Raw genomic sequence first — 24,629 nt, 5'->3', positions numbered from 1 at the left:
TTTAATGGCAGCATTTGATGGTCACCTGCTCGGAGGTGCCGCGCACGTCGATGACGAGGTCGTTTCCATTTTTGACGAACCAGAGGTCGTCGCGATCGACGGCCATATCCAACTCGCCTGAAGGCCCCGTGTTCGACGACAGTCCGTTGACGATGATCGCGCTCTGCTGTGCAGCGGCGGGAGTGACACGCTCACCGGAGGAGGCGGCACGGACACCTATGTCTTCGCCACTGAGCAGGGTGTTGTTGTTCGAGCGGTTCTGGATGGTCTCCACGCGGCTCTGGTCGGCCTGCACGACGGTGACGTCGCTCTGGACCGCATCCCAGGTGCTGTTGCCGTCCAGGTCCTGCTGCACGGTCTTGGAGAGGCCATCGGCTGTCGTCGTCACCACGCTCTTGTCGATGATCGTCGTGCCGTTGGGCGCAAGGTCGATGAGGGTGACGGTGGTGCCGCTGGCGGTGGTCACCCGGCTCTCGGTCTGGTCGGTAATGCCGTTGCCGTCGAGGTCGTAGGTGATGGTGGTCGTCTTGCCGTCGGCGCTGCGGACGGTGGTCGTGCGATCGACCAGCGCACCGACCACATTGGTATCGGAGACGGTGGTGGTGCGGCTGCCGTCGCCGTTGACGACGATGGCCTGGGTCTGGGTCGCCTCGAAGATGCCGTCGCCGTCCCGGTCCTGGTTCAGCGTGCGGGTGAGGCCATTCGAGCTGGTGGTGCTGACGCTCTCCTGCGCAAGGCTGCCATCCGCATTGTAGGCCTTGACGTCGATGGAGGTGGAGCCGTCGCCATTGATCGTCGTGGTGCTCTGGGTGAGGTAGCCGGCATTGTCATAGGCGAGCACGACGTCGGCCGCTGTGCCGGTCGATCCGTCGGACCTGGTGAAGGTGGTGGACCCGAGGATCTGGGACCCGTCGGCGAGAACGGCCTGCGTATTGTCCGGCTTGAGGTTGATGGAGGTGATGCCGAGCTGCGCCAGGGTCTTGAGCGTGGTCGTGCCGTCCGTGTTGGTGACCATCACCTTGAAGCTCGACCACTGGGCATCGCCGGAATCGAGCTTGCCGTTCTGGTTGGTGTCGAACACATTCGCGAGCGCCTGCATGTCGCTGGTGGCGGTCGGGTCCCAGGTGGTGAACTGGAAGGCCTGCGGGGAATCGACATCCCCGGTGCCGGTATAGTCGTAGACGAGCACGCCATCGCCCGCGGCCGCCCAGGCGGTGCGGTGCTCGGTGCCGTCGCCGTTGACGTCCCTATAGGTGTTGGACGCCGTGCGCTGGGTGATGCTGATGCCGTCGCCGTTCAGGTCGAGGACGACGGGGAACGAGAAGCTGACGCCGGCGCTATAGTAGCCAGCCGATGAATCAAAGGAGCCGTAGTACTGATATCCGGCAGAGCTATTTTGGGAGGAACCATATGCGTCCGAAGCATAATATGGGTTCGAGCTGAAGCCATATCCGGCGTTGATGTCCACGTTGGAAAAATCGGAATTATACAAGTAATCAAACGATGAATAATCGGGATAATTATAATAGTACGAATTTGGATCATTATACGAGTATATATCGTTGATGTGAAAGTCCATGTCGGATGACGAGAGATAAAGGACGGACCGTTCCGCGCTCGCATAGGTCACATCTAGCGGATTGACAACGTCTGCGCCAATCACCTCGCCGCCCGTCATTCCTAATACCGCGGTCACCGCTGCGGATTCGAGGGCCGCACTCGCCGATGGAGCTGGATAGTCTGCGATATCGTAATACTCTGAATTTTCATTTTGGTGAACAGTGTGGTCATTAGACTGCTGCAAGTCCGCCGCACCTGCTATGGATACAATGGAGTCAACGACATCTCCAATTGGAATAAATAAGTTATATCCCCGACTGGCGCCAACAACACCTCCATTCTCGGGCGTTTCGAAATAGTTTGTTGACGCACTTGTTGCAAGTCCAAGCCCATCTGTTTTTGTAAATCCCACTCCGACAAAATATGAGGCGCCCTTAATGCGCCCGATTACACCACCTTCCCCTACTGCGAAATTATAATTTATAATGCTTGAGGTATCCAGCTCAATGCCACCCTGAAACGAAATTCCTCCTAAAGATATTTGTCCGGAAGCAAATCCATCTATTGTTACACCTATCGGCCAAGAGAGCGTGAAATTAATCTGCCCTCCGGCGTTAAGCGCGATGCCAATGGGCCCAGTGCCCAAGTAAATAGCCGTTCCCTGTCCAATTTATATAGATATGTCTGTCATTCGATTCTCATCCTGATACGAGTTTTTACCTAATTGCAAGCGCTTGATGGACCGATATGACCGTTAGGAATGCACCAAAAACAATGGAGCCACCCATGACCGCATTAATAACAAAAAATCTATTTATATACGTGAACTGTTTATTTTTTCGATCTATCTGGTCAAATTGTCTGTCGAATCGTGCAGCGAAATTTGTCCACCGATAGAAACGCCAACATAATGTTGCAGTCAAAATCAATAACACTATCGACGGGGCGAATAAGTACTGCTCGATTCGAACATGTTTATCACCGCCCTCCAATGAAACCGACGAGATGCGCCCCCTGTGTTCGACATACGAATTAATTGAAAAATAAGCAGATATTGATAAAAATATTATATTTGCCAAGCATGAAATCGCTATCGGCACTCGGCTGTATGTTGTATATTTTTCCAGTTCTTTCATGTCACATTTTCCACATCAACAGATATTTGATATCTTAAATTGCGTTAATAGACCTGTCTATTTATCATTCAATTCACCGCTCCCTCCCCGCATCATGCCTGCACCTCAGCAGCGGCGAGAGCAGATACTCAATGATCCGCCTCTGCCCCGTCTTGATCTCAGCCGTCACCGCCATCCCCGGCTCGATCGTCTTCCACCCCTGTTCCGTCTCAATCCCGCCCTCGCGCACCGAGATCCGCGCCACATAAGCCGGCTGGCGCGCCTGGCGCTCGGTCTCGTCCGCCGGCGCATCCGCCTCCTTGGCCCGGTCGAGCCGCGCGTCTGAGACGACTGCGTCCTGGCTCACGCTGTCCACGGCTCCGTGCAGCAGGCCGTAGCGGGTGAAGGAGAAGGCCTCCACCTTCACCTCCACATCCTGCCCGCTCTGCACGAAGCCCACATCCCGGTTGGCGAGGTTGGCCTCGATCTCGAGGCGGCTGTTCCTCGGCACGATGACAAGCAGTTGCTGCGCCGGTGTGACGACGCCGCCGATGGTGTGAATGGAGAGCTGCTGCACCGTCCCGTCCACGGGTGCGGTGAGCGTCTGGTAGCCCCGGCGCTGGGTCGCCTTCACGGCCTCCTGGCCATGCTCGGAGGCGGCAACCTGAGCCTTGGCGAGATCGGCGAGGAGACCTTTGCGATATTCCGAATCGGCTTCCACCCGCTGGCGTTCCAGGGCACCGAGGGCTTCGGCGGTCTCCTGCTCCCGGTGACCATCCACCACAAGTTGCTGCTCCTGCTCCACCATCTGCTGCTGGGCCTGGAGATAGAGCACCTTGGTGCCGAACCCCTTCTTCATCAGGGTCTCGCGGATCTCGAACTGCCCGCGCAGCATGGGCAGCATCGCCTCGCCCTTGGCGATGGTCGCCTGCACGGAGCGCCGCTCGGCCTGCTTCTGGGCGATCTGGCGGTCGATCGTGGCGAGCTTGGCGGCATGCTCGGCCCGCTGCTCCTCCATCTGCCGCCGTGCGGTCGCCGCGATTCCCGGGTCGATCCCCGCCGGTATGGAGAAAGCGCCGGCGTCATCCGCGAGGAGGGCGGTGAGGCGCGCGATGTGTGTTTCGGCATGGAAGACCGACCCCGCTGTAAGGGAAACGCGGGGAAACGCAAGCGCGGGGAAACCGCGAAGGCCGGCGGAAGGCGCCAGCCTCGGCCCGTGCCTACTGCCGGTAATGCTGGATGCGCGTGGTGCGCAGGCCGGGCAGCCCGTGGCGGTCGATGGAGGCCTGCCAGGACAGAAATTCGTCAACGGTAAGGGTGTAGCGCTTGCACGCCTCTTCCAGGGAAAGCAGCCCGCCGCGCACCGCCGCCACCACCTCCGCCTTGCGGCGGATGACCCAGCGCCGCGTATCTGGCGGCGGCAGGTCGGCAATGGTCAACGGCCCGCCGTCCGGCCCGATCACGTACTTCACCCTCGGCCGATAGGCATCGGTCATCGTTACGCCACCTGTTACTCGTCTCAACGCAAGACAAGATGACAGGCGCCGATGAAAACTTTGCTAAGGCACGAGAAGAACAGGATTTTTACTTGTATTAACAACGGGTGAACGGTGCGTTTTTGAAAAGTAAATGACAGCGAACATTTTTCGCAAAATGCAATTTACAGAAGGCGACTGAAGTAGAGCGTAGACCCGTGCGCACAGGTGCCTGCACACCTTCGGGAAGGTCGGGCGCAAGCCGGTGGCGCGGCACGGGAATCAAGGCGCGCGAAGGCCCCGCCCGGCGTGCGGCCGGGCGTTTCGGGGCCGATCCGGCCGGGTCGATGGCGCGGCGGCGCGGCGGCGGCAACGGCGCTCAGGCGGGCGGCGCCATCTCCGCGGCGGTCTTCAGCAGGAAAGCGTAGAGCGCGGCGGCGGCAAGGCCGATATCGGCCGGGGCGGCATACTCGCGCGGATTGTGGCTGCCGTTGCGCGAGCGCACGAACAGCATGGCCATGGGCAGGATGTCGCGGAACACCATGGCGTCGTGCCCCGCCCCGGAGGGCAGGCGCACCACCGGCAGGCCCAGGCCCTCCACCACCTGCGCCATGCGCTCCTTGAGCGGGCCGTGGCACAAGGCGGCGGGCACGTCGTGGCCGATATCCACCACCGCGGACACCCCGCGCCGGGCCGCTATGGCGGCCGCCGCAGCGCGGATGTCCGCCACCGCCCGGTGGCGCAATTCGTCGTTCAGGGCGCGCACGTCGAGGGAGAATTGCACCTCGCCGGGCACCACATTCACCGCGCCGCCGGCGATGAGCAGCGTGCCCACGGTGGCTACCAGCGCGTCCGCATCCGCAGCGCCGCGGGCTTCCACGGCCAGGATCATCTCGGCGGCGGCGGCCAGGGCGTCGTGGCGCATGGGCATGGGCAGGGTGCCGGAATGGCCCGCCTCGCCGCGGATGCGCACATGCCCGCGCGAGGCCCCGGCGATGCCGGTGACGATGCCCAGGGGCGCGCCCGCCGTCTCCAGCACCGGCCCCTGCTCGATATGCACCTCCACATAGCCGAGGGTATCGGCCGGGTCCCGCCGGCACTGGGCGATGCGATCGGCCGGCGCGCCGAACGAGCGCAGGGCCTCCATGCGGGAGATGCCGCTCTGGTCCACGTCGTCCAAGCTCCTGGCATCGAAGGTGCCGGCCATGGCCCGGGAGGAGGTGAGGGTGGAGAGGAAGCGCACCCCCTCTTCGTCGGCGAAGGCCGCCACCTCGATGGCGAAGGGCAGGCGGACGCCCTGGGAATGGAGCGCCTCCACCGCGGCAATGGCGGTCATCACCCCCAGGTTGCCGTCATAGATGCCGGCGTTGCGCACCGTGTCGATATGGGAGCCGATGAGCAGCGTCCTCGCATCGGCCCGGTCCGCCGGGTAGCGGCCGACGATGGCGCCGGTGCCGTCCATGTGCACCTGGGTGAGGCCGGCTTCGCGCATCCAGAACGACACCTGCGCCGCCGCCCTCTTGTGGGCGGGGGTGAGGGTGAGGCGGGTCAGTTCCCCCGGCACGTCGGTGAAGGCGGCCAGCTCCTTGAGCCGGGCAGTGATGGTGTCGCCGTCGAGGGGCGCAAGGGTGGGGGCTGCGGCAGCTTGGGGCACGGGACACACCTTGTTCATGGGGCCTCCGGCAGCATCTGGTCGAGCCGGAGCCGGGCGATGCGCTCGATCTGGGTGAGGGCTTCGGCCACTTCCGCGTCGCGGTCATGGGCGAGCCGCCGCTCGAAGCCGGCGAGAATCTCGGCCCGGCTGCGCCCGCGGATGGCCATGATGAAGACGAAGCCGAACCGCGCCTTGTAGGCGTCGTTGAGCGCCGTGAACTGCGCCTTTTCCTGCGCCGTGAGCTGGTCGAGGCCGGCCGAGGCCTGCTCGGCGGCGGAGGAGGCGGTGAGCAGCCTGGCCTCGGCGAGCTTGCCGGCGAGGTCGGGATGGGCGTGGATGACGCCCATCTGCCGCTCGGGCGAGGCGGCGCGCAGCACCGCCGAAAGCGCCGCATTCAGCCCTTCCGCCGTATCCTCGCGGGTGGTGAGGCCGGCGTCGTAGGCGGCCTCGGCGATCCAGGGGGAATGCTCGTAGACGCCGCCGAACCGCTCCACGAACAGCCCGCGGGGCAGAAACGAGGGCCGGTAGCCCCCCGGCGGCGGGTGATGGGCGATCCAGTGGCGGGCGATGTCCAGCCGCCGCGCCACCCACACCTTGTCATGGCCGGCGATGTAATCGAGGAAGCGGGCCAGCGCCGCCGCCCGGCCCGGCCGGCCCGCCAGGCGCGGGTGCAGGCCGATGGAGAGCATCTTCGGCGCGGTGGCGCCCTCGGCATAGAGAAGGTCGAAGCTGTCCTTCAGGTAGTCGTAGAATTCGGTGCCCGAGCCGAAGCCTGCCGCCACCGAGAAGCGCATGTCGTTGGCGTCCAGCGTGTAGGGCACCACCAGCTGCGGACCCTTCGGCCCGAAGATCCAGTAAGGCAGATCATCGGCATAGCTGTCGGCGCAATAGAGGAAGCCGCCCTCCTCCATCACCAGCGGAACCGTGTGCTCGGCGGAGCGGCCCTGGTAGAAGCCCAGGGGGCGCGCGCCGGTGACCTCCTGGTGCAGGCGAACCGCCTCCTCGATGTGGGCGCGCTCGTCCTCGCGGGTGAAGTCCTTGTATTCCAGCCATTTGTAGCCGTGGCTGGCGATCTCCCAGCCGGCTTCGCCCATGGCCGCCACGGCGGCCGGATTGCGCGCCAGCGCGGTGGCGACGCCGAACACCGTGACCGGCAGGGCGCGCTCGGTGAACAGGCGATGCAGCCGCCAGAAGCCGGCCCGCGCGCCATATTCGTAGATGGATTCCATGTTCATGTGCCGCTGGCGGGGCCAGGGCACGGCGCCGATGATCTCGGAGAGAAAGGCCTCCGAGGCATTGTCGCCATGGAGCACGGAATTTTCGCCGCCCTCCTCGTAATTCACCACGAACTGCACGGCGATGCGCGCCTCCCCCGGCCAGCGGGGATGGGGCGGGGTGCGGCCGTAGCCCACGAGGTCGCGCGGATAGGGGCGCCCGGTGACGGGATCGTTGGCGGTGCCGGCGTTGATGGGAGCCATGGCTCACGAGCCCCGGTAGGTGGAATAGCTCCACGGGGAGCACAAAAGCGGCACGTGATAATGCCCGTCCTGCGCCATGGCGAAGCGCAGCGGCACCACGTCAAGGAAGGCGGGATCGGCCATGGGCGCGCCGGTGGCGCGGAAATGGTCGCCGATATGGAACACGATCTCATAGGTGCCGGGGGCGAAATCGTCGCCCGCCAGCAGCGGGGCGTCGGTGCGCCCGTCCGCATTGGTCCGCCGCGCGGTGAGGAGCGTGCGCCTGCCGTCCGGCTCCAGGCGGTAGAGTTCAACCGCCACATTGGCCGCCGGCCCCCCGGCGACGGTGTCGAGAACATGCGTGGACAGGCGCCCCATCTTTCCCTCGCGAGCCGGGAGCCGGTGCCGCCGGGCGCCGCTGGCCCGGGCGGTTCCTCCGCCTCCGAAACTGAAAGGGGCCCCGCGCTCCGGCCCTGCCGGCGCCGGTCCCCAGCGTGCGAACGCTCCGCTGCGCGGCAGCATAACAAGGTCGCCGCCGCTTCATTTTCCAAAAAAATCGGAAGATATTCCGATTAACCAACCATTTTCACAGGGGCGGGTTTGATCTTTCATTGGGCATGCCGATGCGTTGGGCAAACCCAGCCGAACGGCCCCGTGCCGCACCCCGTGTGACGGCGCCAAGAACAGAACGCCCTTCCGCCCCACCCGACCGCCTTTCCAGGGGAATGCCATGTCTCAAGCCGTTCATCCCGTAGACGAAATATTGCCAGCCCCGAAACTTGCCGTGCTCGGCCTCCAGCATGTGCTGGTGATGTATGCCGGCGCCGTCGCGGTGCCGCTCATCATCGGCCGCGCCCTGAAGCTGCCGCCCGAGGACATCGCCTTCCTCATCAGCGCCGATCTGTTCGCCTGCGGCCTTGCCACCCTTGCCCAGTGCCTGGGCTTCTTCGGCGTCGGCATCCGCCTGCCGGTGATGATGGGCGTCACCTTCGCCTCGGTCGGCCCCATGCTCTCCATGGCCGCAAGCCCGGAGATCGGCCTTCTGGGCATCTATGGCTCGGTGATCGCGGCGGGCCTGTTCGGCATCATCGTCGCCCCCTTCGTGTCACGGCTCCTGCCCCTGTTCCCGCCGGTGGTGACGGGAACCATCATCCTCATCATCGGCATCTCGCTGATGCGGGTGGGCATCAATTGGGCGGGCGGGGGCCTGCCTACCCTCACCCAGACCATCAACGGCCAGTCGGTGCAGGTGGCCAACCCGAACTACGGGCAGCTCCAGGGCCTCGGCATCGCCTTGTTCGTGCTGCTGGTGATCCTCGGCCTCATCAAGTGGGGCAAGGGCTTTTTGGCCAATGTGGCGGTGCTACTCGGCATCATCGCCGGCGCCGTGCTGGCCACCGCCCTCGGCATCATGCATTTCGAGAAGGTGGCCGCGGCATCGTGGTTCGGAATGATCGTGCCGTTCCACTTCGGCACGCCCACCTTCCACCTCGTGCCCATCATCACCATGTGCATCGTGATGGTGGTGGTGATGATCGAATCCACCGGCATGTTCCTCGCGCTCTCCGACATTACCGGCAAGCCGGTGGATGAGAAGGCACTGACCAAAGGCCTGCGCGCCGACGGCGTGGGCACCCTTCTGGGCGGCATCTTCAATACCTTCCCCTACACCTCCTTCTCGCAGAACGTGGGCCTCGTGGGGGTCACCGGCGTGCGCTCGCGCTGGGTGACGGTGACCGGCGGCATCATCATGCTCGGGCTCGGCCTGCTGCCGAAGATGGCGGCCCTGGTGGAGGCGGTGCCCCAGGTGGTGCTGGGCGGGGCGGGACTGGTGATGTTCGGCATGGTGGCGGCCACCGGCGCGCGCATCCTCACCGGGGTGGACTTCAAGACCAACCGCTTCAACCTGTTCATCGTCGCCGTTTCGGTGGGCTTCGGCATGATCCCGCTGGTGTCGCCCAACTTCTTCAAGGCGCTGCCGCACGAGCTGCATCCCCTCCTGGAGAGCGGCATCCTTTTGTGCGCCATCGTGGCGGTGGGGCTCAACGTCTTCTTCAACGGCGTGAGCAAGGCCTCCACCGCGGAGATCGTCGCGGCGGCCAAGCAGGCCGAAGCGCATTAGAGCGCGCGCCGATCCGCTTGCACCGCAAGCGGAGCGGATACCGGGCCGTCCTCCTGACGTGAGGGGCCGGGGCGGCGGGGCGCGGCGACGCGCTCAGGCCGGCACCCCTTCCCCGATCTTTCCCAGCTCATGGGCGATGTAGCGGCGGCCCTCATCCACCAGCATGTCGGCGAAGGCCTTCACCTTCAGCGGCACCAGCTGGCGGGCGGGGTAGAGCACCGCAAGGGTGGCCGGGCGCGGCGGATGGGTCTCCAGCACCGGCACCAGCCGGCCCGCGGCCAGCGCATCCGCCACCTCGAAGCGGGGCTTCACCACGATGCCCCGCCCTTCCAGCGCCCACACCGTGAGCACGTCGCCGTCGTCGGCCTCCAGGTGCCCGGTGACGGGAACGGCGAGGTCGCGGCCGTCGTCGGTGAGCATCCAGCGCAGTTCCCGCAGGCTGGCGAAACGCAGGAGCAGGCAGTGATGGGTGAGCAGATCCTGCGGGCGGGCCGGCACCCCGGCCCGGTCCAGATAGGCGGGGGCGGCGCACAGGATGCGGTCCACCTGCGCCACCTTGCGCATGATCATGGAGGAATCCTCGAACGTGGCGAGGCGCAGCGCCACGTCGATGGATTCGGCCACGAGGTCGAGGGTGTGCTCGGAGAGGCGCAGGCGCACGTCGATCTGCGGGTGCGCCTCCTGGTAGCGCGCCGCCACCTGCGCCACCAGCCGCCGGCCCAGATGCAGCGGGGCGGTGACGCGCAGCGCCCCGCGCGGCAGGGCGCCCAGCTCGGAGACGTTGCTTTCGGCGGCGTCGATGAGGCGCAGCGCCTCGGTGATGGCCTCGTAATAGACCCGCCCCTGCTCGGTCAGGCTCATGCGCCGGGTGGTGCGGTTGAACAGCCGGCAGCCCAGATGCTTCTCCAGCATCTGGATGCGGTGGCTCACCACGTTCGCCGACAGGCGCAGGCGGCGGGCGGCCTGCGAGAAGCTCTCGCTCTCCACCGAGGCGACGAACGCCTTCATATTCTCCAGCACGACGCCGCGCCCCTTGACGAACACCCGTTGAACGATACGCAAGGCCGACGGCGGCGCCAATGGTGCCGCTCGGTGCGGTGCTCGACGGCAGACGCCCTTTCCTTTTCCCGCTACGGAACCTGAACGGCCATGGAACCAATCCTCCACGAATGGGGCAGCCTGCTGCTGCGCTGGACGCACATCATCGCCGGCATGGCGTGGATCGGCTCGTCCTTTTACTTCATGCACCTGGACGCCAGCCTGCGGCAGGTTCCCGACATTCCCGCCGGCAAGGGCGGCGAGGCGTGGGAGGTGCATGGCGGCGGCTTCTACCAGGTGAAGAAGTATCTGGTGGCCCCCGATTTCCTGCCCGAGCACCTCACCTGGCACAAGTGGCAGTCCTACGCCACCTGGATCACCGGCTTCTTCCTGCTGATCTGGATCTATTACTACCAGTCGTCGATCTATCTCATCGACCCGGCGGTGATGGAGCTGAAGCCGCTGGTGGCGCTGCTGATCGGCCTCGGCGGGCTGGCGGCGGGCTGGGTCGCCTACGACCGGCTGTGCCGCTCGAAGCTCGGCGACACGCCGGCAGTGGTGGGGGCCATCGTGTTCGCCGGCGTGGTGCTGGCGGCCTATCTGTTCCAGCAGGTGTTCTCGCCCCGCGCCGCCTTCATCCATACCGGCGCGCTGATGGCCACCATCATGAGCGCCAACGTCTTCTTCGTCATCATCCCCAACCAGCACAAAGTGGTGGCGGCGCTGAAGGCGGGCGAGGTGCCGGACCCGTATTACGGCAAGACCGCCAAGCTGCGCTCCGGGCACAACAACTACTTCACCCTGCCGGTCGTCTTCCTGATGATCTCCAACCACTATCCCCTCACCTATTCCACGCCCTATGCCTATGTCATGGTGGCGCTGGCGCTCGTGGCGGGAACGGTGATCCGCTATTACTACAACGAGCGGCACGCGGGCCGGGGCGACAAGGCCTGGTGCTGGCTGGTGGCGGCCCTGTGCCTGGCGGCGGGCATCGTCCTGTCGGCCACCACCACCCCGGCGGGGCGCGCCGCCCTCGGCCTGCCGCCGCTGGTGTCCACCGCCCTCGCCAGCAGCGGGCCGCCGGTGGCGGTGCCGGAGGAGGTGCAGAACATCGTCATGGGCCGCTGCTCCATGTGCCACGCGGCGGAACCGGTCTATGAAGGCATCGTCATCGCCCCGCGCGGGGTGATGCTCGACACGCCGGAGGCCATCGCCCGCAACCGCCATCTCATCCTGGTGCAATCCGCCCTCACCCATGCCATGCCCCCCAACAACCTCACCGAGCTGAGCGCGGAGGACCGGGCCATGCTGAAGGCCTGGGCGAGCGGCCGGTGACGGCCGGCAGCCGCCCGGCCCGCGTTCCAGCACCTGAACCACGACCCGTATCAGACTGAGGAAGACCCCATGACCTCCCCCGATGCCGACCTCCTGCGCCGCCTCATCGCCGAGCGCGCGGACGCCCAGCACCGGTTCCTTGCCGAGCTGGTGAAGGTGCCCTCGGACAATCCCCCCGGCGATTGCGCCCCCCACGCGGCGCGCGCCGCCGATCTACTGGAAGGGCTCGGCTTTCAGGTGGAGCGCCACACGGTGCCCGCGGACCGGGTGAAGGCGGCGGGCATGGTCTCCGTCACCAACCTCATCGTCCGCCACCGCTTCGGCGACGGGCCCACCCTCGCCCTGAACGCCCATGGCGACGTGGTGCCCCCGGGCGAGGGCTGGACCCGCGACCCCTATGGCGCCGAGGTGGCGGACGGGCGCATGTATGGCCGCGGCGTCGCCGTCTCCAAGTCCGATTTCGCCACCTATGCCTTCGCCCTCGACGCCCTGAAGCGCTCGGGCCTGCCCCTGAAGGGCACGGTGGAGCTGCATTTCACCTATGACGAGGAGATCGGCGGCGAGGTGGGGCCGGGCTGGCTCCTGGAACAGGGCCTCACCCGGCCCGACTACGCGGTTTCCGCCGGCTTCTCCTATGCGGTGGTGGTGGCCCATAACGGCTGCCTGCACCTGGAGGTGGAGGTGATCGGCAAGTCGGCCCACGCCGCCCTGCCCTTCACCGGCATCGACGCGCTGGAGGCGGCGACCCATGTGCTCGGCGCCCTGTATGCCTATCGCGACACGCTGCAGGACAAGGTGTCGGAGGTGGCCGGCATCGGCGCGCCGCAGCTCACGGTCGGCCTCATCGCCGGCGGCATCAACACCAATGTGGTGCCCGACCGGGTGACCTTCCGCCTCGACCGGCGCATCGTGCCCGGCGAGACGCCGGAGGGGGTGGAAGCGCAGGTGCGCGCGGTGATCGCCCAGGCCGCCGCCGCCTTCCCGAAGGCGACGGTGGAGGTGCGCCGCGTGCTGCTGGCCCGCCCGCTGGTGCCGGGGGACGCGACCCTGCGCCTGGCGGACATCATCTGCCGCAACGCCGCCGCGGTGGTGGGGGAAGAGGTGAGGCCCACCGGCGTGCCGCTCTACACCGACGCCCGCCTCTATGCGGAAGCCGGCGTGCCGGTGGTGCTCTACGGCGCCGGGCCGCGCACCATCGAGGAGGCCAACGGCCACCGCGCCGACGAGAACCTGAAGCTGGACGACCTGGACAAGGCCACCCTCGTCATCGCCCTCGCCGCCCGCGAGCTGCTGGCCTGACCCGCGCTGCGACGCATGGAACGGAGCCGGTCGGGGGCTTCCCCCGCCGGCTATTTGCCGGCCTTCAGCCGGTAGAGCTGGGCGGCCGCATCCGCCACCTGGAACTGGCTGCGGGCGGAGGAGAATTCCAGGTTCTCCCGGGTGCCCACGCACAGGAAGCCGCCGCGCACCAGGCTCTGGGCGAAGCCGTGCAGCACCTTGTCCTGCAACGGCGTGTTGAAATAGATGAGCACGTTGCGGCACAAGATGAGGTGCGCCTCGCAGAACACCCCGTCGGTGACCAGATTGTGCTCGGCGAAGGTGACGCGGGAGATCAGCCGCTCGTCCAGCTTCATCAGGTCGTAGCGGGCGTGGTAATAGTCCGAGAAGCTGCCGGCGCCGCCGCTGGCCAGGTAGCGCCGGGCGGCGTCGCGGGCATCGGCGAGGGGGAAGATGCCCTCCCGCGCCCGCGCCAGCGCCGCCGCCGAGATGTCGGTGGCATAGATGCGGGTGCGCTCGTAGAGCCCCGCCTCGCTGAGCAGGATGGCCAGGGAATAGACCTCCTCCCCATGGGCGCAGCCCGCCTGCCACACATTGACCTCCGGGTAGGAGGCCAGATGCGGAAACACCTTTTCCTTCAGCGCCAGGAAGACGTGGGGATCGCGGAAGAATTCCGACACCGGCACGGACAGGCCGGCGATCACCTCGCCCACCCGGCCGGGGGTGTGCAGCACAAGGGCGGTGAGGTCGGCCACCGAGCCGGCGCCGAAGGTGACGACGAGGTTGCGCACCCGCCGGGTCAGGGACGCGCGGGAATAGTCGCGGAAGTCGTAGCCGTAGCGGCGGTTGAGCGCCTCCACGAACAGGTCCACCTCGATCTCTTCCAGGGCGAGGTCGTCCCTCGCCGCCTCGGGCGGGAGGTTCATTTGGGCGGCAGCCAGGCGCGGATCATGGAGAGCAGCTTGGGCACGTCCACCGGCTTGGCCAGATAGTCGCTGGCCCCGGCGGCGAGGCACTTCTCGCGGTCGTCCTTCATGGCCTTGGCGGTGAGGGCGATGATGGGCAGCTTGGCGAGGTGCGGCAGCTTGCGGATCTCGGTCATGGCCTCGTAGCCGTCCATCACCGGCATCATCACGTCCATGAGCACGATCTCGATGTCGGGCTGCTCGTCCAGCTGGGCCAGCGCCTTCTGCCCGTCCTGCGCCAGCACCACATCGATGCCGCGCCCGCGCAGCACCTTGGCGAGAGCGTAGATGTTGCGCATGTCGTCGTCCACCAGCAGCAGCTTGCGGCCCTCCAGGTCGCCGTCGGGCACCGCCGGCAGGGCCTTGGGCTCGTGCTGCACCGAGTGGAGGAACAGGCTCACCTCGTCCAGCAGCCGCTCGGGCGAGAGCGCGCCCTTCACCACGATACTGTCGGTGAAGGCGCGCAGCCGCAGGCTTTCCGCGGTGGTGAGGTCGCGCCCGGAATAGACCACCACCGGCACGTGGTGGTGGCCTTCCGCCAAGCGCTCGATGAGGTCGAAGCCGGACATGCCCGGCAGGCCGAGGTCCAGCACCATGCAATCGAGGGGGGTCTTGGCCACCACCTCCAGGGCCTCCTCGCCGCTGGCCGCCTCGATGATCTGCGCCTTCTCGCGGCCGAGCAGGGTGCGCACCGCATGGCGGGCGGCGGCGTCGTCATCCACCACCAGCACCCGGCGGGGCCGGTCGGCGGAGAAGTGGGTGAGCAGCGAGAGGGCCTCGCCCAGCTGGTCGGCGCTCACCGGCTTGGTGAGGAAGCCCACCGCGCCGAGGTCGCGGCCGCGGCGTCCCTCGTCCAGGGCCGAGACGAAATGCACCGGGATGTGGCGGGTGGCGGGGTCCGCCTTCAGGCGCTCGATCACGGTCCAGCCGTCCATGCCCGGCAGCATCACGTCCAGGAGGATGCCGGTGGGGCGATAGCGCTGGGCAAGGTCGAGGGCGCTCTCGCCGTCGCCGGCCACCAGCACCTGGTAGCCCTTGCGGCGGACGAGGCCCACCAGGGTGCGGGCGAAGACGGGATCGTCCTCCACCACCAGGATGACGGTGGCGCCGGGGGTGAGCGCCTCGCGGTCGTCGGCCACGGCCGGCGCGGAGGCGCGCGACAGGGGCGAGAGGCCGGAGGCGGCCCGCTCGGCTCCCGCCGGGCTGGCGGGCGCCGGGCGCGCCGGGGCGGGGGCCTGCGCCCGGGCGGCGGCCTGCGCCTCGGCCGCCAGTTCCTCCTCGAGCGCCGCGTCGTCGAGGGCGGGCGGCTCGCCCACGGGAATGGACAGGGTGAAGGTGGAGCCCTGGCCGAGCTTGCTGTCCACCGTCACCTCGCCCCCCAGCAGGTTGGCCAGGCGCTGGGTGATGGCGAGCCCCAGCCCGGTGCCGCCGAACTGGCGGCGGGTGCTGGCATCCACCTGCTCGAAGGCCTCGAACACGGCATCCAGCTTGTCCTCGGGAATGCCGATGCCGCTGTCGGTGACGGCCGCCTTCAGGGTGCGGCCCTCGTCGGCCGTTGAGAACACCACCGAGACGCGGCCCTGGACGGTGAACTTCAGGGCGTTGCCGATGAGGTTGGTGAGGATCTGCTCCAGCTTGCCGGCATCGGTATAGACCTCCTCCGGGGCCTCGGCGGCGGTGACGGAGAAGCGCAGCTTGCGCTCCTGGGCCAGCCGCCGGAAATTGCGCTCCAGCCTTTGGGAGAAGGCGGCGATGCTCACCGGCTCGCGCACCACGTCCATCTTCCCGGCCTCGACCTTGGACAGGTCGAGGATGTCGTTGATGAGCCGCAGCAGGTTGCCGCCGGAGGCATGGATGATGCTGGCCGCCTCCACCTGGTCGGGGGCAAGGTTGCCGTCGCGGTTCTCGGCCAAATCGTGGGACAGGATCAACAGGCTGTTGAGCGGCGTGCGCAGCTCGTGGGACATGTTGGCGAGGAATTGCGACTTGTACTGGTTGGCGCGGGTGAGTTCCTCGGCGCGCACCTGCATCTGCTCGTTCAGGGATTCCAGCTGGGCCTTCTGGGTCTCCAGCTCCTGGGAGGAGCGGCGCAGCACGTCGTTGGAGGCCTGCAGCTCCTCCGCCTGCACCCGCAAATTCCTCCTCGGAGGCGGCCAGCTTCTGCTGCTGGCCGTGGAGCTGCTCGTTGGTGGCGCGCAGCTCCTCCTGCTGGGTGCGCAACTCCTCCTCGGCGACGCGCAGCTCGGTGGCCTGCTTCTGGCTGCGCTCCAGCAGTTCGCGGGTGCGGATGGCGCGGGTGAGGTTGTCGAGGGAGAGGGCGACGAGGGGCAGCACCTCCTGCAGCAGCCGCGCGCGGACCCCGCCGATGGGGCCGAAGCTGGCCAGCTCGATCACCCCCGAGAGCCCGTCTTTGGAGACCACCGGCAGGGCGATGGCGGCAAGGGGCCGCCCCTCGCCGGTGCCGGACTGGATGCGCACGTAATCGTCGGGCAGCGGTGAGAGCAGGATCGGCTTGCGCTCCAGCGCCGCCTGCCCCACCAGCCCCTCCCCCAGGCGGTAGGTGGTGGCAAGGTGGCGCCGCTCGGTGAAGGCGTAGGTGCCTTCCAGCGACAGCGTGCCCGCTTCCGCATCGAAGCCGTAGAACACGCCGACGCCGGCCTCCACCCGCGGGGCCAGCTCGCGCAGCAGGGCGTCGGCGTAGCCGCGCAAATCGGTGCAGGCCTGCAGCCGGGCGGAAACCTCGCCGACGCCGGCCTTCACCCAGGCATTGTCGTGGGTTTCCACCGCCATGGCCTTGAACACGGCCAGCGCGCGGGCGATGGTGCCCACCTCGTCGCGGCGCTCGGCATAGGGCACCTCGATGGTGAGGTCGCGGTTCGCCAGTTGCTCCATCAGCCCGGAGAGGCGCTGCAGCGGGCCGGTGACGAAGCGCACGCTGAGAAGCACGCCGGCAAGGCCAGCACCGACGGTGGCCAGCAGCGCCACGATGTCGATGATCCAGATGCCCGCCTCGAAGCCCGAGAGCGTGGCGCGGGCCGCGGCGAGATCGGCATGGGCGGCGGCGGCGAGGTCATCGAGGGCGGCGACGATGGCGCGGGTGCCGTCGGGCCCGGCCTCCGCCGCCAGCAGCGTCTTGAGGGCGTCGGTGGTGCCGGCGGTGCCGCGATCCATCAGGGCCAGGAACGGGGCGGCCACCGCCTCGTCCCAGCGGGTGTCGATGCGCACCGCGCGTTCCACCGCCGCCCGCAGGGCCGGCTCGGTGCTCACCGCCTCCCTGAGGCGGGCGAAGGCGGCGCCGATGGCGGCATCCCCCGCGGCGAGGCGGGTGGAAAGGCCGGCCGGGTCCAGCACGGCGGCGTTCACCAGCTCGGTCTGCCGGTGGCCCGCCAGCCGCGCCACGTCGTGCCCAAGATCGATCACGCGGGTCATCTCGTCGGCGCGCCGCTGGTGCGTGTCGCCGGCCAGGGTGGCGAGGCTGTTGACGGACAACAGAAACACGAACAGGCCGATGAGGGTGCAGACGAGGAGCCCCGCCTTCCATTGCAGGGACAGGTCCGCGAACCACGAACGCTCCGGCCCCTTCGAACGCTGGTCGGACATCGGCGCTTCCCCTCCCCCCGCATGCACGGCGCCGCCATGAATGCCCGGGAATGGCGCCGACCTGAAGCGAAAAATCACGCCGGCGCAGCTCCCTGCACAGGGGGCGGGGAGCGGGCGGCCGCGGCTTGGGCGGCGGGATGGGGGCCTGCGTCGAAACGCCCCCGCCAAGGCACGGGGGGCGACATCGGCCTTGCGGCGCACGGAGGGGCGTGCTACCTATATTTCAACATCTGTTGAGATATTGAGATATGGAAGACTCCCTCGCCCTCGCCGCCTTTGCCGCCCTCGCGCAGGAAACGCGACTGTGCGTGGTGCGCCTGCTGGTGAAGGCCGGGCCGCAGGGCATGGCCGCCGGCGCCATCGGGGAGGCCATGGAGGGGGCGTCGTCCTCCCGCATGTCCTTCCACCTGAGCCAGCTGGAGCAGGCGGGGCTGGTCAGCTCCCGCCGCGAAGGCCGCTCCATCATCTACAGCGCCGCCTATCCGGCCCTGTCCGATCTCGTCGCCTTCCTGATGAAGGACTGCTGCAACGGCCATCCCGAGGTGTGCGCCCCGGCCATGGCCGCCCTTTCAACCTGTTGTGCCGAAGAAGGGACCCCCCATGCCTGAGAGCGTTCACGGCCACGTCTACAACGTGCTGTTCCTGTGCACCGGCAATTCGGCCCGCTCCCTGCTGGCCGAGAGCATCCTCACCCGGGACGGCGGCGGGCGCTTTCGCGCCTTTTCCGCCGGCAGCCAGCCCAGGGGAGCGGTCAACCCCTTCACGCTGAAGGTGCTGGAGGCCTACGGCTATCCCACCGCCGGCCTGCGCTCCAAGAGCTGGGGGGAGTTCGCCGCGCCGGACGCGCCGGTGATGGATTTCGTGTTCACGGTCTGCGACAACGCCGCCGGCGAGGCCTGCCCGCTGTGGCCGGGCCAGCCCATGACGGCGCACTGGGGCATCGAGGACCCCGCAGCGGTGGCGGGCACCGACATCGAGAAGGAAGCGGCCTTCGTCTCCGCCTTCCGCTATCTGAAGAACCGGATTTCCGTGTTCGCCGCTTTGCCCATCGCCAAGCTCGATCACCTCACCCTGGGGGCCAAGCTCAACGAGATCGGCCGCCTCGACGGCGCCAGCACCCGGCGTCCGGACGTGGCGTGAGGGAGCGGCCATGGACGTGACCGTCGATCACACCCCGGCCTGCGGCACCGCGCGCAACACTTTGGCCATGATCCGCAATGCGGGCATCGAGCCGCAGGTGATCGAATATCTGAAGACGCCGCCCACCCGCGCGCGACTGATGGAGCTGATCGCCAAGGCCGGCCTCACCGTGCGCGACGTGATCCGGCAGAAGGGCACGCCCTATGCCGAGCCGGGGCGCGCCGGCCCCGCCCTGGGCGACGATGCGCTGCTGGATGCCATGATGGCCCACCCCATCCTCATCAACCGGCCCATCGTGGTCTCCCCTCTGGGCGCGCCTATGTGCCGCCCCTGCGAAAAGGTGCCGGACCTGCTGCCGCCGCAGCTGGGCCCCTTCACCAAGGAGGATGGCGAGCACGTGATGGACGCCGCCGGCCACCGCATCACCTCCGGCTGAAACCCCGCGAAATCCTGCCCGCAGAAAGCCAGAACCATGTCCACCTTCGAGCGCTACCTCACCGTCTGGGTCGCCCTGTGCATCGTCGCCGGCGTCGCCCTCGGCCATGTCTTTCCCTCCGTGTTCCAGGCCATCGGCGCCGCCGAGATCGCGCAGGTGAACCTGCCGGTGGCGGTGCTCATCTGGCTCATGGTGGTGCCCATGCTGCTGCGCATCGATTTCGCCGCTTTGGGCGAGGTGGGCCGGCACTGGCGCGGCATCGGCGTGACATTGCTGGTGAACTGGGCGGTGAAGCCGTTCTCCATGGCACTGCTGGGCTGGCTGTTCATCGGCTGGCTGTTCCGGCCCTATCTTCCGGCCGATCAGATCGACAGCTACATCGCCGGCCTCATCATCCTGGCCGCCGCGCCGTGCACCGCCATGGTGTTCGTGTGGTCGAACCTGACCCGCGGCGAGCCCCACTTCACCCTCAGCCAGGTGGCGCTCAACGATGCCATCATGGTGGTGGCGTTCGCGCCCATCGTCGGCCTGCTGCTGGGTCTGTCCGCCATCACCGTGCCGTGGGGCACGCTGGTGCTGTCGGTGGCGCTCTACATCATCATCCCGGTGATCGTGGCGCAGCTGGTGCGCCGCCGCCTGCTGGCCACCGGCGGCCCGGCGGCGCTGGAGCGGCTGCTGGCGCGGCTCGGCCCGCTCTCGCTGGTGGCGCTGCTGGCCACCCTGGTGCTGCTGTTCGGCTTCCAGGGGGAGCAGATCATCGCCCAGCCCCTGGTCATCGTCCTGCTGGCGGTGCCGATCCTGATCCAGGTCTATTTCAACTCCGGCCTCGCCTATCTCCTGAACCGCATGGCCGGGGAGCAGCATTGCGTCGCCGGCCCCTCGGCCCTCATCGGCGCATCCAATTTCTTCGAGCTGGCGGTGGCCGCGGCCATCAGCCTGTTCGGCTTCCACTCGGGCGCGGCGCTGGCCACGGTGGTGGGCGTGCTCATCGAGGTCCCGGTGATGCTCTCGGTGGTGTGGATCGTGAACCGCTCCAAGGGGTGGTACGAGCGCGGCGCCGCCGGCCGCGCGGCGCCGGCCCAGCCCCCGGAGGCGGTGCGATGAACCCCACCCTGCCCAACCTGGAGGAGAAGCTCCTCCCCCTGCCCGCCCTCGACCGGCTGCTGCCGGCCGCGCCCTCCCGGCATCCCCCGCGCATCCTGCTGCTCTACGGCTCCCTGCGGGAGCGCTCCTACAGCCGCCTCCTGGTGCTGGAGGCCGAGCGGCTGCTGCAGCACATGGGCGCGCAGACCCGGGTGTTCGACCCGCACGACCTGCCGTTGCCCGACGGCGCGACGGCGGAGCACCCCAAGGTCCAGGAATTGCGCGACCTGGCCTCGTGGTCGGAGGGGCAGGTGTGGTGCAGCCCGGAGCGGCACGGCGCCATGAGCGCGGTGCTCAAGGCGCAGATCGACTGGATTCCCCTGGCGCTGGGGGCCATCCGCCCCACCCAGGGGCGCACGCTGGCGCTGATGCAGGTGTGCGGCGGCTCGCAATCCTTCAATGCTGTCAACCAGATGCGGATATTGGGGCGGTGGATGCGCATGTTCACCATTCCCAACCAGTCGTCGGTGGCGCGGGCCTATGACGAGTTCGACCCCGCCGGGCGCATGAAGCCCTCCGCTTATTACGACCGCGTGGTGGACGTGATGGAGGAGCTCGTCAAATTCACCCTGCTCACCCGCGACGCGGCCGGCGAGCTGACCGCACGCTACAGCGAGCGCAGGGAAGCGGCGGAAGCGCTGGAAGCGCGGCTCGCCCTCGGCGCCGTGCGGTGAGCGCAGGGGCGGACGCCTGATCTTGCATGGCGGCGCGACATCACGTTCGCGCGATGTTTTTCCGGGGCGCAGTGTGGCGCAAAGGCCACCCCGCAGCGCAACAAGGGTGGTACATGGCTGGTGAAGCCGCCCTTCCGGTGCCTCGGAAGGGCGGCGTTAACCTTAACGCCACCACATCCCGTTTCAATGCATCGGACCGCAGGCGAAACCCCGCGCCTGCGCCGTGCGTTGATGCACGACCACATCCGTTTCGTTCCCGAGTGGACAGATCATGGCAAGTCAGCCCCCCATGACGAACACGCCCCAAGTCTCAGACACGCCCCAAGTCTCAGACCAGCCTGTCGCTTCCGGCCAGCCGGGCGGCCCCTTCCCGGCGCCGGCCGCCCCGGGCTGCGGGCCGCAACGGCTGTCCCGCCGGCTGTTCGTGCTCGGCGCGCCGCTGGCGCTGGCCGCCTGCGTCACCAATCCGCCGCCGGCCCCCGCCAGCCGCGCGGCGATGATGTATGGGCCGGTGGACGGCGAGCCGCACCCGGTGGACGGGGTGGACATCTCCGAGGTGGACCCCGTCTACCTGCGGCAGGAGGTGAGCGCGCCTGCCGGCTATGCGCCCGGCACCATCGTGGTGGATGTGGGCGACCGCTTCCTCTACCTCATCGGCAAGGACGGCCGCGCCATCCGCTATGGCGTGGGGGTGGGCAAGCAGGGCTATTCCTTCAAGGGCTGGGCCACCATCAAGCGCAAGGAGAAGTGGCCCCACTGGACGCCCACCGCCAACATGGTGCGCCTGCAGCCGGCCCGCTACGGCCCCTATGCCGCCGGCCTGCCGGGCGGGGAGGAGAACCCGCTCGGCCCGCGCGCGCTCTATCTCTATGACGGCGACCGCGACACCCTGTTCCGCATCCATGGCACCATCGAGCCGTGGAGCATCGGCCAGCAGGTGTCGTCCGGCTGCATCCGCCTGCTCAACCAGGACATCATCGACCTCTACGAGCGCGTGCCCCTGGGCACCCGGGTATTCGTGAAGGGCTGAGAGCGGAGAGGGGCGGCGCGCCTTGCGGGGGGGCGCCCCGTCCTCTAAGACGCGGCCACGTTTGCGACACTCCAGAGCGGTTTTATCGTACCATGGCGAAAGACTTCAAGCCGAAGGCGCGGCTTCCCCGCGGCCTTGCCGACCGCACCGGCGCGGAGCTTTCCGCCACCCGCGCCATGCTGGAGAAGATCCGCGCCGTCTATGAGCTGTACGGCTTCGAGGCGCTGGAAACCCCGGCCTTCGAATATACCGACGCGCTGGGCAAGTTCCTGCCCGACCAGGACCGGCCCAATGCGGGCGTCTTCTCCTTCCAGGACGACGACGAGCAGTGGCTCTCCCTGCGCTACGACCTCACCGCGCCTTTGGCCCGCTACGTGGCCGAGCATTTCGAGGCGCTGCCCAAGCCCTACCGCTCCTACCGGGCCGGCTACGTCTTCCGCAACGAAAAGCCCGGCCCCGGCCGCTTCCGCCAGTTCATGCAGTTCGACGCCGACACGGTGGGCGCCCCTTCCGTGGCGGCGGACGCGGAGATCTGCATGATGGCCGCCGACACCCTGGAGGCGGTGGGGGTGCCCCGCGGCTCGTTCCTGATCCGGGTGAACAACCGCAAGGTGCTCGACGGGGTGATGGAGGCCATCGGCCTCGGCGGGGATGAAAATTCCGGCCGCCGCCTCACCGTGCTGCGGGCCATCGACAAGTTCGACAAGTTCGGCATCGAAGGCGTGGAACTGCTGCTCGGCCCCGGCCGCCGCGACGAGAGCGGCGACTTCACCAAGGGGGCGGGGCTGACCGAGCGACAGAGCGCGGTGGTGGTCGCCATGCTCACCGGCGCCGGCCTGCGCGCAACGGACGTGGGCGTTGAAGTGGAACTCGGCGGTGATGTTGAACTCGCCGCCGCCCTCGCCGCCAATTCCGCCTTCCTGGAAGGCATGGCGGAACTGCGCGACATCGCCGCTTTGGTGGCCGCCGCCGGCTATGAGGACCGGGTGAAGATCGACCCCTCCGTGGTGCGCGGCCTGGAATATTACACCGGCCCCGTCTACGAGGCCGAATTAACCTTTGAAATCAAGGATGAAGACGGCCGCCCGGTGCGCTTCGGCTCGGTCGCCGGGGGCGGGCGCTATGACGGGCTGGTGGCCCGTTTCCGTGGCGAGAAGGTGCCGGCCACCGGCTTCTCCATCGGCGTGTCGCGGCTGCTGGCCGCCCTCGCCTTCCTTGGAAAAATGGATGCGGCGCAAGAGGTTGGCCCGGTCGTGGTGCTTGCCATGGACAAGGAGCCGGCGCGCATCGCCGATTATATGAAGATGGTGGCGGACCTGCGCGCCAACGGCATCCGCGCCGAGATGTATCTGGGCGGCGCCGGCATGAAGGCGCAGATGAAATATGCCGACCGGCGCCACGCGCCCGCAGTCATCATCCAGGGCTCCAATGAAAAGGCCGCTGGAGAGGTGCAGATCAAGGATCTGGTGGAGGGCGCGAAGATTGCCGCATCCATCGCCGACAATGCCGAATACCGCGCCGCCCGGCCCGCACAGTTTGCGGTGAAGGAGGAGGATCTGGTGAGCGCCATCCGCGATGTGCTGGAACGCCGCGCCGCCCCGACCCTCGGCCTCGCCGACTGAACCCGCGCCCCGGCCCCTTCCCTCCCCCGGGCCGCCCAGGGGAGGGATGGCGGAAACACGTTCAAACTCAATATGTTGACGACCGCCTCAGAGATAGGCGATGCGCCGGTCGCGGCGCCGGTCCTGCACCGGCTGGTAGGCGATGCGGGCATGGTGCGCGCAATAGGGCATGCCCGGATTGCTCTTGGCGCCGCAGAAATGGAAGCTGTCGGTTCCCGGCTCGCCCTGGGGCCAGCGGCAGGTGGATTCCGTCAGGTTCATGATGGTGCAGCGCTGGCCCATGGTCACCACATTGTCCGCCGCCGCCGGCGCGGGCGCAGGGGCCGGAGCCTCCTCCGGCATCTCGTCGGGATCGGCCGCAAGCGCTGTATTGCCAAGGGTTGCCGGGCGTTGCGGGCGCTGGCCCTGCCCCTCCGGCCGCGCCTTGCGCGCACGCGCCGCACCGGCCGCCGGGGTGGCCGACTTGGCGCGCCCGGACAAGCCCAGCCGGTGCACCTTGCCGATCACCGCATTGCGGGTAACCTCGCCAAGCTCACTTGCGATCTGGCTCGCGGAGAGGCCTTCGCTCCAGAGCTTTTTCAAGAGTTCGACGCGCTCGTCATTCCAGCTCATCGCTCTTCTCCATTTGCCGCATCTCGGGGGCGCCGGAAATGCACGACGCCGAAGCCAGCCCGCCGTCGCGACACTGCCAGGCTGCACAGGCCGCCGGACTCCTTCCCCGATCCCGCACATGCACACGTGCGGGAAGACCCTCGTCCAAGGTCCTGGAAATTCGGTCCTGGCGTCTCTGGCGCACGACATCTCGTGGCTGACGGGAATGAACCTACAATATGGCTGGTGCTCAATATAGAGTCGGGGGCGTCGTCAAGCCTGTTTTCCCCAGCTCCTTAAGGCTCCGTTAACCGGCCGCGCCTCCGCGCCCCGGCGCATCCGGCCCCGGTGCGGGCGGCGGTTGCGCATGAGTTGACCTCGCGCGCGTGATCAT

The 24,629-nt window shown here is 67.6% G+C and carries 20 protein-coding genes and 1 pseudogene; 10 read left to right on the top strand and 11 right to left on the bottom strand.

Translation table 11 applies throughout. The annotated features are described in order from the left end of the window. Position 1 precedes the first annotated feature (1 nt). The 6 genes from ACI7BZ_RS07805 to uraH form a co-directional block, all read right to left on the bottom strand. The gene (locus ACI7BZ_RS07805; protein WP_414116587.1) at positions 2 to 1,678 is read right to left on the bottom strand and encodes an SPM autocatalytic domain-containing protein; all 1,677 of its coding nucleotides are present in this window, start codon (positions 1,676 to 1,678) and stop codon (positions 2 to 4) included. Positions 1,679 to 2,769: 1,091 nt separating this feature from the next. Then, a complete protein-coding gene (locus ACI7BZ_RS07800) occupies positions 2,770 to 3,984 on the bottom strand; it encodes an HlyD family type I secretion periplasmic adaptor subunit (protein ID WP_414116586.1) in 1,215 nt (404 codons plus the stop codon). Next, the gene (sciP, locus tag ACI7BZ_RS07795; RefSeq protein ID WP_012113328.1) at positions 3,896 to 4,171 is read right to left on the bottom strand and encodes a CtrA inhibitor SciP; all 276 of its coding nucleotides are present in this window, start codon (positions 4,169 to 4,171) and stop codon (positions 3,896 to 3,898) included. Before sciP ends, ACI7BZ_RS07800 begins: the two co-directional genes overlap by 89 nt. Before the next feature lie 358 nt (positions 4,172 to 4,529). Next, entirely contained in the window at positions 4,530 to 5,822 is a 1,293-nt protein-coding gene (locus ACI7BZ_RS07790) for an allantoate amidohydrolase (protein ID WP_414116585.1), read from the bottom strand. Further along, a complete protein-coding gene (gene puuE, locus ACI7BZ_RS07785; protein ID WP_414116584.1) occupies positions 5,819 to 7,282 on the bottom strand; it encodes an allantoinase PuuE in 1,464 nt (487 codons plus the stop codon). The genes ACI7BZ_RS07790 and puuE overlap by 4 nt, the downstream gene beginning before the upstream one ends. A 3-nt stretch (positions 7,283 to 7,285) precedes the next feature. Further along, the gene (gene uraH / locus ACI7BZ_RS07780) at positions 7,286 to 7,639 is read right to left on the bottom strand and encodes a hydroxyisourate hydrolase (protein WP_414116583.1); all 354 of its coding nucleotides are present in this window, start codon (positions 7,637 to 7,639) and stop codon (positions 7,286 to 7,288) included. Between the two features lie 352 nt (positions 7,640 to 7,991). Between uraH and ACI7BZ_RS07775 the strand changes: the two genes are divergently transcribed. Beyond that, positions 7,992 to 9,383: a nucleobase:cation symporter-2 family protein gene (locus ACI7BZ_RS07775; RefSeq protein ID WP_414116582.1), complete on the top strand. Its 1,392-nt coding sequence runs from the start codon at positions 7,992 to 7,994 to the stop codon at positions 9,381 to 9,383. A 93-nt stretch (positions 9,384 to 9,476) separates the two neighbouring features. On the opposite strand, the gene ACI7BZ_RS07770 is transcribed toward ACI7BZ_RS07775, so the two are convergent. Further along, entirely contained in the window at positions 9,477 to 10,445 is a 969-nt protein-coding gene (locus ACI7BZ_RS07770; protein WP_414116581.1) for a LysR family transcriptional regulator, read from the bottom strand. An 87-nt stretch (positions 10,446 to 10,532) separates the two neighbouring features. Here ACI7BZ_RS07770 and ACI7BZ_RS07765 point away from each other — a divergent pair, with 87 nt between their 5' ends. After that, entirely contained in the window at positions 10,533 to 11,756 is a 1,224-nt protein-coding gene (locus ACI7BZ_RS07765; protein WP_414116580.1) for a urate hydroxylase PuuD, read from the top strand. A gap of 69 nt (positions 11,757 to 11,825) precedes the next feature. Next, positions 11,826 to 13,055, top strand: a complete 1,230-nt coding sequence (locus ACI7BZ_RS07760; protein ID WP_414116579.1) for an ArgE/DapE family deacylase — start codon at positions 11,826 to 11,828, stop codon at positions 13,053 to 13,055. A 50-nt stretch (positions 13,056 to 13,105) separates the two neighbouring features. Here ACI7BZ_RS07760 and ACI7BZ_RS07755 read toward each other — a convergent pair whose 3' ends face one another. From ACI7BZ_RS07755 to ACI7BZ_RS07745, 3 genes and pseudogenes are all read right to left on the bottom strand, one after another. After that, positions 13,106 to 13,960 carry a CheR family methyltransferase gene (locus ACI7BZ_RS07755; protein ID WP_414116578.1) on the bottom strand — a complete coding sequence of 285 codons (855 nt, stop codon included), beginning with the start codon at positions 13,958 to 13,960 and terminating at the stop codon, positions 13,106 to 13,108. Further along, positions 13,957 to 16,128, bottom strand: coding sequence for a response regulator (locus ACI7BZ_RS07750; protein ID WP_414116577.1), 2,172 nt, complete (start codon positions 16,126 to 16,128; stop codon positions 13,957 to 13,959). Before ACI7BZ_RS07750 ends, ACI7BZ_RS07755 begins: the two co-directional genes overlap by 4 nt. A 244-nt stretch (positions 16,129 to 16,372) precedes the next feature. After that, a pseudogene (locus ACI7BZ_RS07745) lies at positions 16,373 to 16,891 on the bottom strand (GAF domain-containing protein); the annotation flags it as partial. A 956-nt stretch (positions 16,892 to 17,847) separates the two neighbouring features. On the opposite strand from ACI7BZ_RS07745, the gene ACI7BZ_RS07740 reads away from it, so the two are divergent. From ACI7BZ_RS07740 to hisS, 7 genes are all read left to right on the top strand, one after another. Then, complete coding sequence (locus ACI7BZ_RS07740; protein ID WP_414116576.1) at positions 17,848 to 18,207, top strand: ArsR/SmtB family transcription factor; 360 nt, start codon at positions 17,848 to 17,850, stop codon at positions 18,205 to 18,207. After that, positions 18,200 to 18,739: an arsenate reductase ArsC gene (locus ACI7BZ_RS07735; RefSeq protein WP_414116575.1), complete on the top strand. Its 540-nt coding sequence runs from the start codon at positions 18,200 to 18,202 to the stop codon at positions 18,737 to 18,739. Before ACI7BZ_RS07740 ends, ACI7BZ_RS07735 begins: the two co-directional genes overlap by 8 nt. 10 nt (positions 18,740 to 18,749) lie before the next feature. Further along, positions 18,750 to 19,175 (top strand): arsenate reductase (glutaredoxin), encoded by a 426-nt coding sequence (gene arsC, locus ACI7BZ_RS07730; RefSeq protein WP_414116574.1) that lies wholly within the window; start codon positions 18,750 to 18,752, stop codon positions 19,173 to 19,175. A 36-nt stretch (positions 19,176 to 19,211) separates the two neighbouring features. Further along, positions 19,212 to 20,279 carry an ACR3 family arsenite efflux transporter gene (gene arsB, locus ACI7BZ_RS07725; RefSeq protein WP_414116573.1) on the top strand — a complete coding sequence of 356 codons (1,068 nt, stop codon included), beginning with the start codon at positions 19,212 to 19,214 and terminating at the stop codon, positions 20,277 to 20,279. Next, positions 20,276 to 20,992 (top strand): arsenical resistance protein ArsH, encoded by a 717-nt coding sequence (arsH, locus tag ACI7BZ_RS07720; RefSeq protein WP_414116572.1) that lies wholly within the window; start codon positions 20,276 to 20,278, stop codon positions 20,990 to 20,992. Before arsB ends, arsH begins: the two co-directional genes overlap by 4 nt. 271 nt (positions 20,993 to 21,263) lie before the next feature. Then, complete coding sequence (locus tag ACI7BZ_RS07715; RefSeq protein ID WP_414116571.1) at positions 21,264 to 22,022, top strand: L,D-transpeptidase; 759 nt, start codon at positions 21,264 to 21,266, stop codon at positions 22,020 to 22,022. A 92-nt stretch (positions 22,023 to 22,114) separates the two neighbouring features. Then, positions 22,115 to 23,644, top strand: a complete 1,530-nt coding sequence (hisS, locus tag ACI7BZ_RS07710) for a histidine--tRNA ligase (RefSeq protein ID WP_414116570.1) — start codon at positions 22,115 to 22,117, stop codon at positions 23,642 to 23,644. Between the two features lie 87 nt (positions 23,645 to 23,731). Here hisS and ACI7BZ_RS07705 read toward each other — a convergent pair whose 3' ends face one another. Then, positions 23,732 to 24,256 carry a GcrA family cell cycle regulator gene (locus ACI7BZ_RS07705; RefSeq protein ID WP_414116569.1) on the bottom strand — a complete coding sequence of 175 codons (525 nt, stop codon included), beginning with the start codon at positions 24,254 to 24,256 and terminating at the stop codon, positions 23,732 to 23,734. Positions 24,257 to 24,629: the final 373 nt, after the last annotated feature.

Source organism: Xanthobacter sp. AM11 (assembly GCF_047444035.1).
In the GTDB taxonomy this organism is placed as follows: Bacteria; Pseudomonadota; Alphaproteobacteria; order Rhizobiales; family Xanthobacteraceae; genus Xanthobacter.
The sequence above is the reverse complement of the archived record's forward strand: the minus strand, read 5'-3'. Positions and strand labels throughout refer to the sequence as shown.

What these genes read in the sequence shown, in the direction of transcription:
- ACI7BZ_RS07805 (WP_414116587.1), bottom strand. Translation starts at nt 1,678, where the DNA reads ATGACGGGCGGCGAGGTGATTGGCGCAGACGTTGTCAATCCGCTAGAT.
- sciP (WP_012113328.1), bottom strand. Translation starts at nt 4,171, where the DNA reads ATGACCGATGCCTATCGGCCGAGGGTGAAGTACGTGATCGGGCCGGAC.
- ACI7BZ_RS07790 (WP_414116585.1), bottom strand. Translation starts at nt 5,822, where the DNA reads ATGAACAAGGTGTGTCCCGTGCCCCAAGCTGCCGCAGCCCCCACCCTT.
- puuE (WP_414116584.1), bottom strand. Translation starts at nt 7,282, where the DNA reads ATGGCTCCCATCAACGCCGGCACCGCCAACGATCCCGTCACCGGGCGC.
- uraH (WP_414116583.1), bottom strand. Translation starts at nt 7,639, where the DNA reads ATGGGGCGCCTGTCCACGCATGTTCTCGACACCGTCGCCGGGGGGCCG.
- ACI7BZ_RS07775 (WP_414116582.1), top strand. Translation starts at nt 7,992, where the DNA reads ATGTCTCAAGCCGTTCATCCCGTAGACGAAATATTGCCAGCCCCGAAA.
- ACI7BZ_RS07765 (WP_414116580.1), top strand. Translation starts at nt 10,533, where the DNA reads ATGGAACCAATCCTCCACGAATGGGGCAGCCTGCTGCTGCGCTGGACG.
- ACI7BZ_RS07760 (WP_414116579.1), top strand. Translation starts at nt 11,826, where the DNA reads ATGACCTCCCCCGATGCCGACCTCCTGCGCCGCCTCATCGCCGAGCGC.
- ACI7BZ_RS07755 (WP_414116578.1), bottom strand. Translation starts at nt 13,960, where the DNA reads ATGAACCTCCCGCCCGAGGCGGCGAGGGACGACCTCGCCCTGGAAGAG.
- ACI7BZ_RS07740 (WP_414116576.1), top strand. Translation starts at nt 17,848, where the DNA reads ATGGAAGACTCCCTCGCCCTCGCCGCCTTTGCCGCCCTCGCGCAGGAA.
- ACI7BZ_RS07735 (WP_414116575.1), top strand. Translation starts at nt 18,200, where the DNA reads ATGCCTGAGAGCGTTCACGGCCACGTCTACAACGTGCTGTTCCTGTGC.
- arsC (WP_414116574.1), top strand. Translation starts at nt 18,750, where the DNA reads ATGGACGTGACCGTCGATCACACCCCGGCCTGCGGCACCGCGCGCAAC.
- arsB (WP_414116573.1), top strand. Translation starts at nt 19,212, where the DNA reads ATGTCCACCTTCGAGCGCTACCTCACCGTCTGGGTCGCCCTGTGCATC.
- arsH (WP_414116572.1), top strand. Translation starts at nt 20,276, where the DNA reads ATGAACCCCACCCTGCCCAACCTGGAGGAGAAGCTCCTCCCCCTGCCC.
- ACI7BZ_RS07715 (WP_414116571.1), top strand. Translation starts at nt 21,264, where the DNA reads ATGGCAAGTCAGCCCCCCATGACGAACACGCCCCAAGTCTCAGACACG.
- hisS (WP_414116570.1), top strand. Translation starts at nt 22,115, where the DNA reads ATGGCGAAAGACTTCAAGCCGAAGGCGCGGCTTCCCCGCGGCCTTGCC.
- ACI7BZ_RS07705 (WP_414116569.1), bottom strand. Translation starts at nt 24,256, where the DNA reads ATGAGCTGGAATGACGAGCGCGTCGAACTCTTGAAAAAGCTCTGGAGC.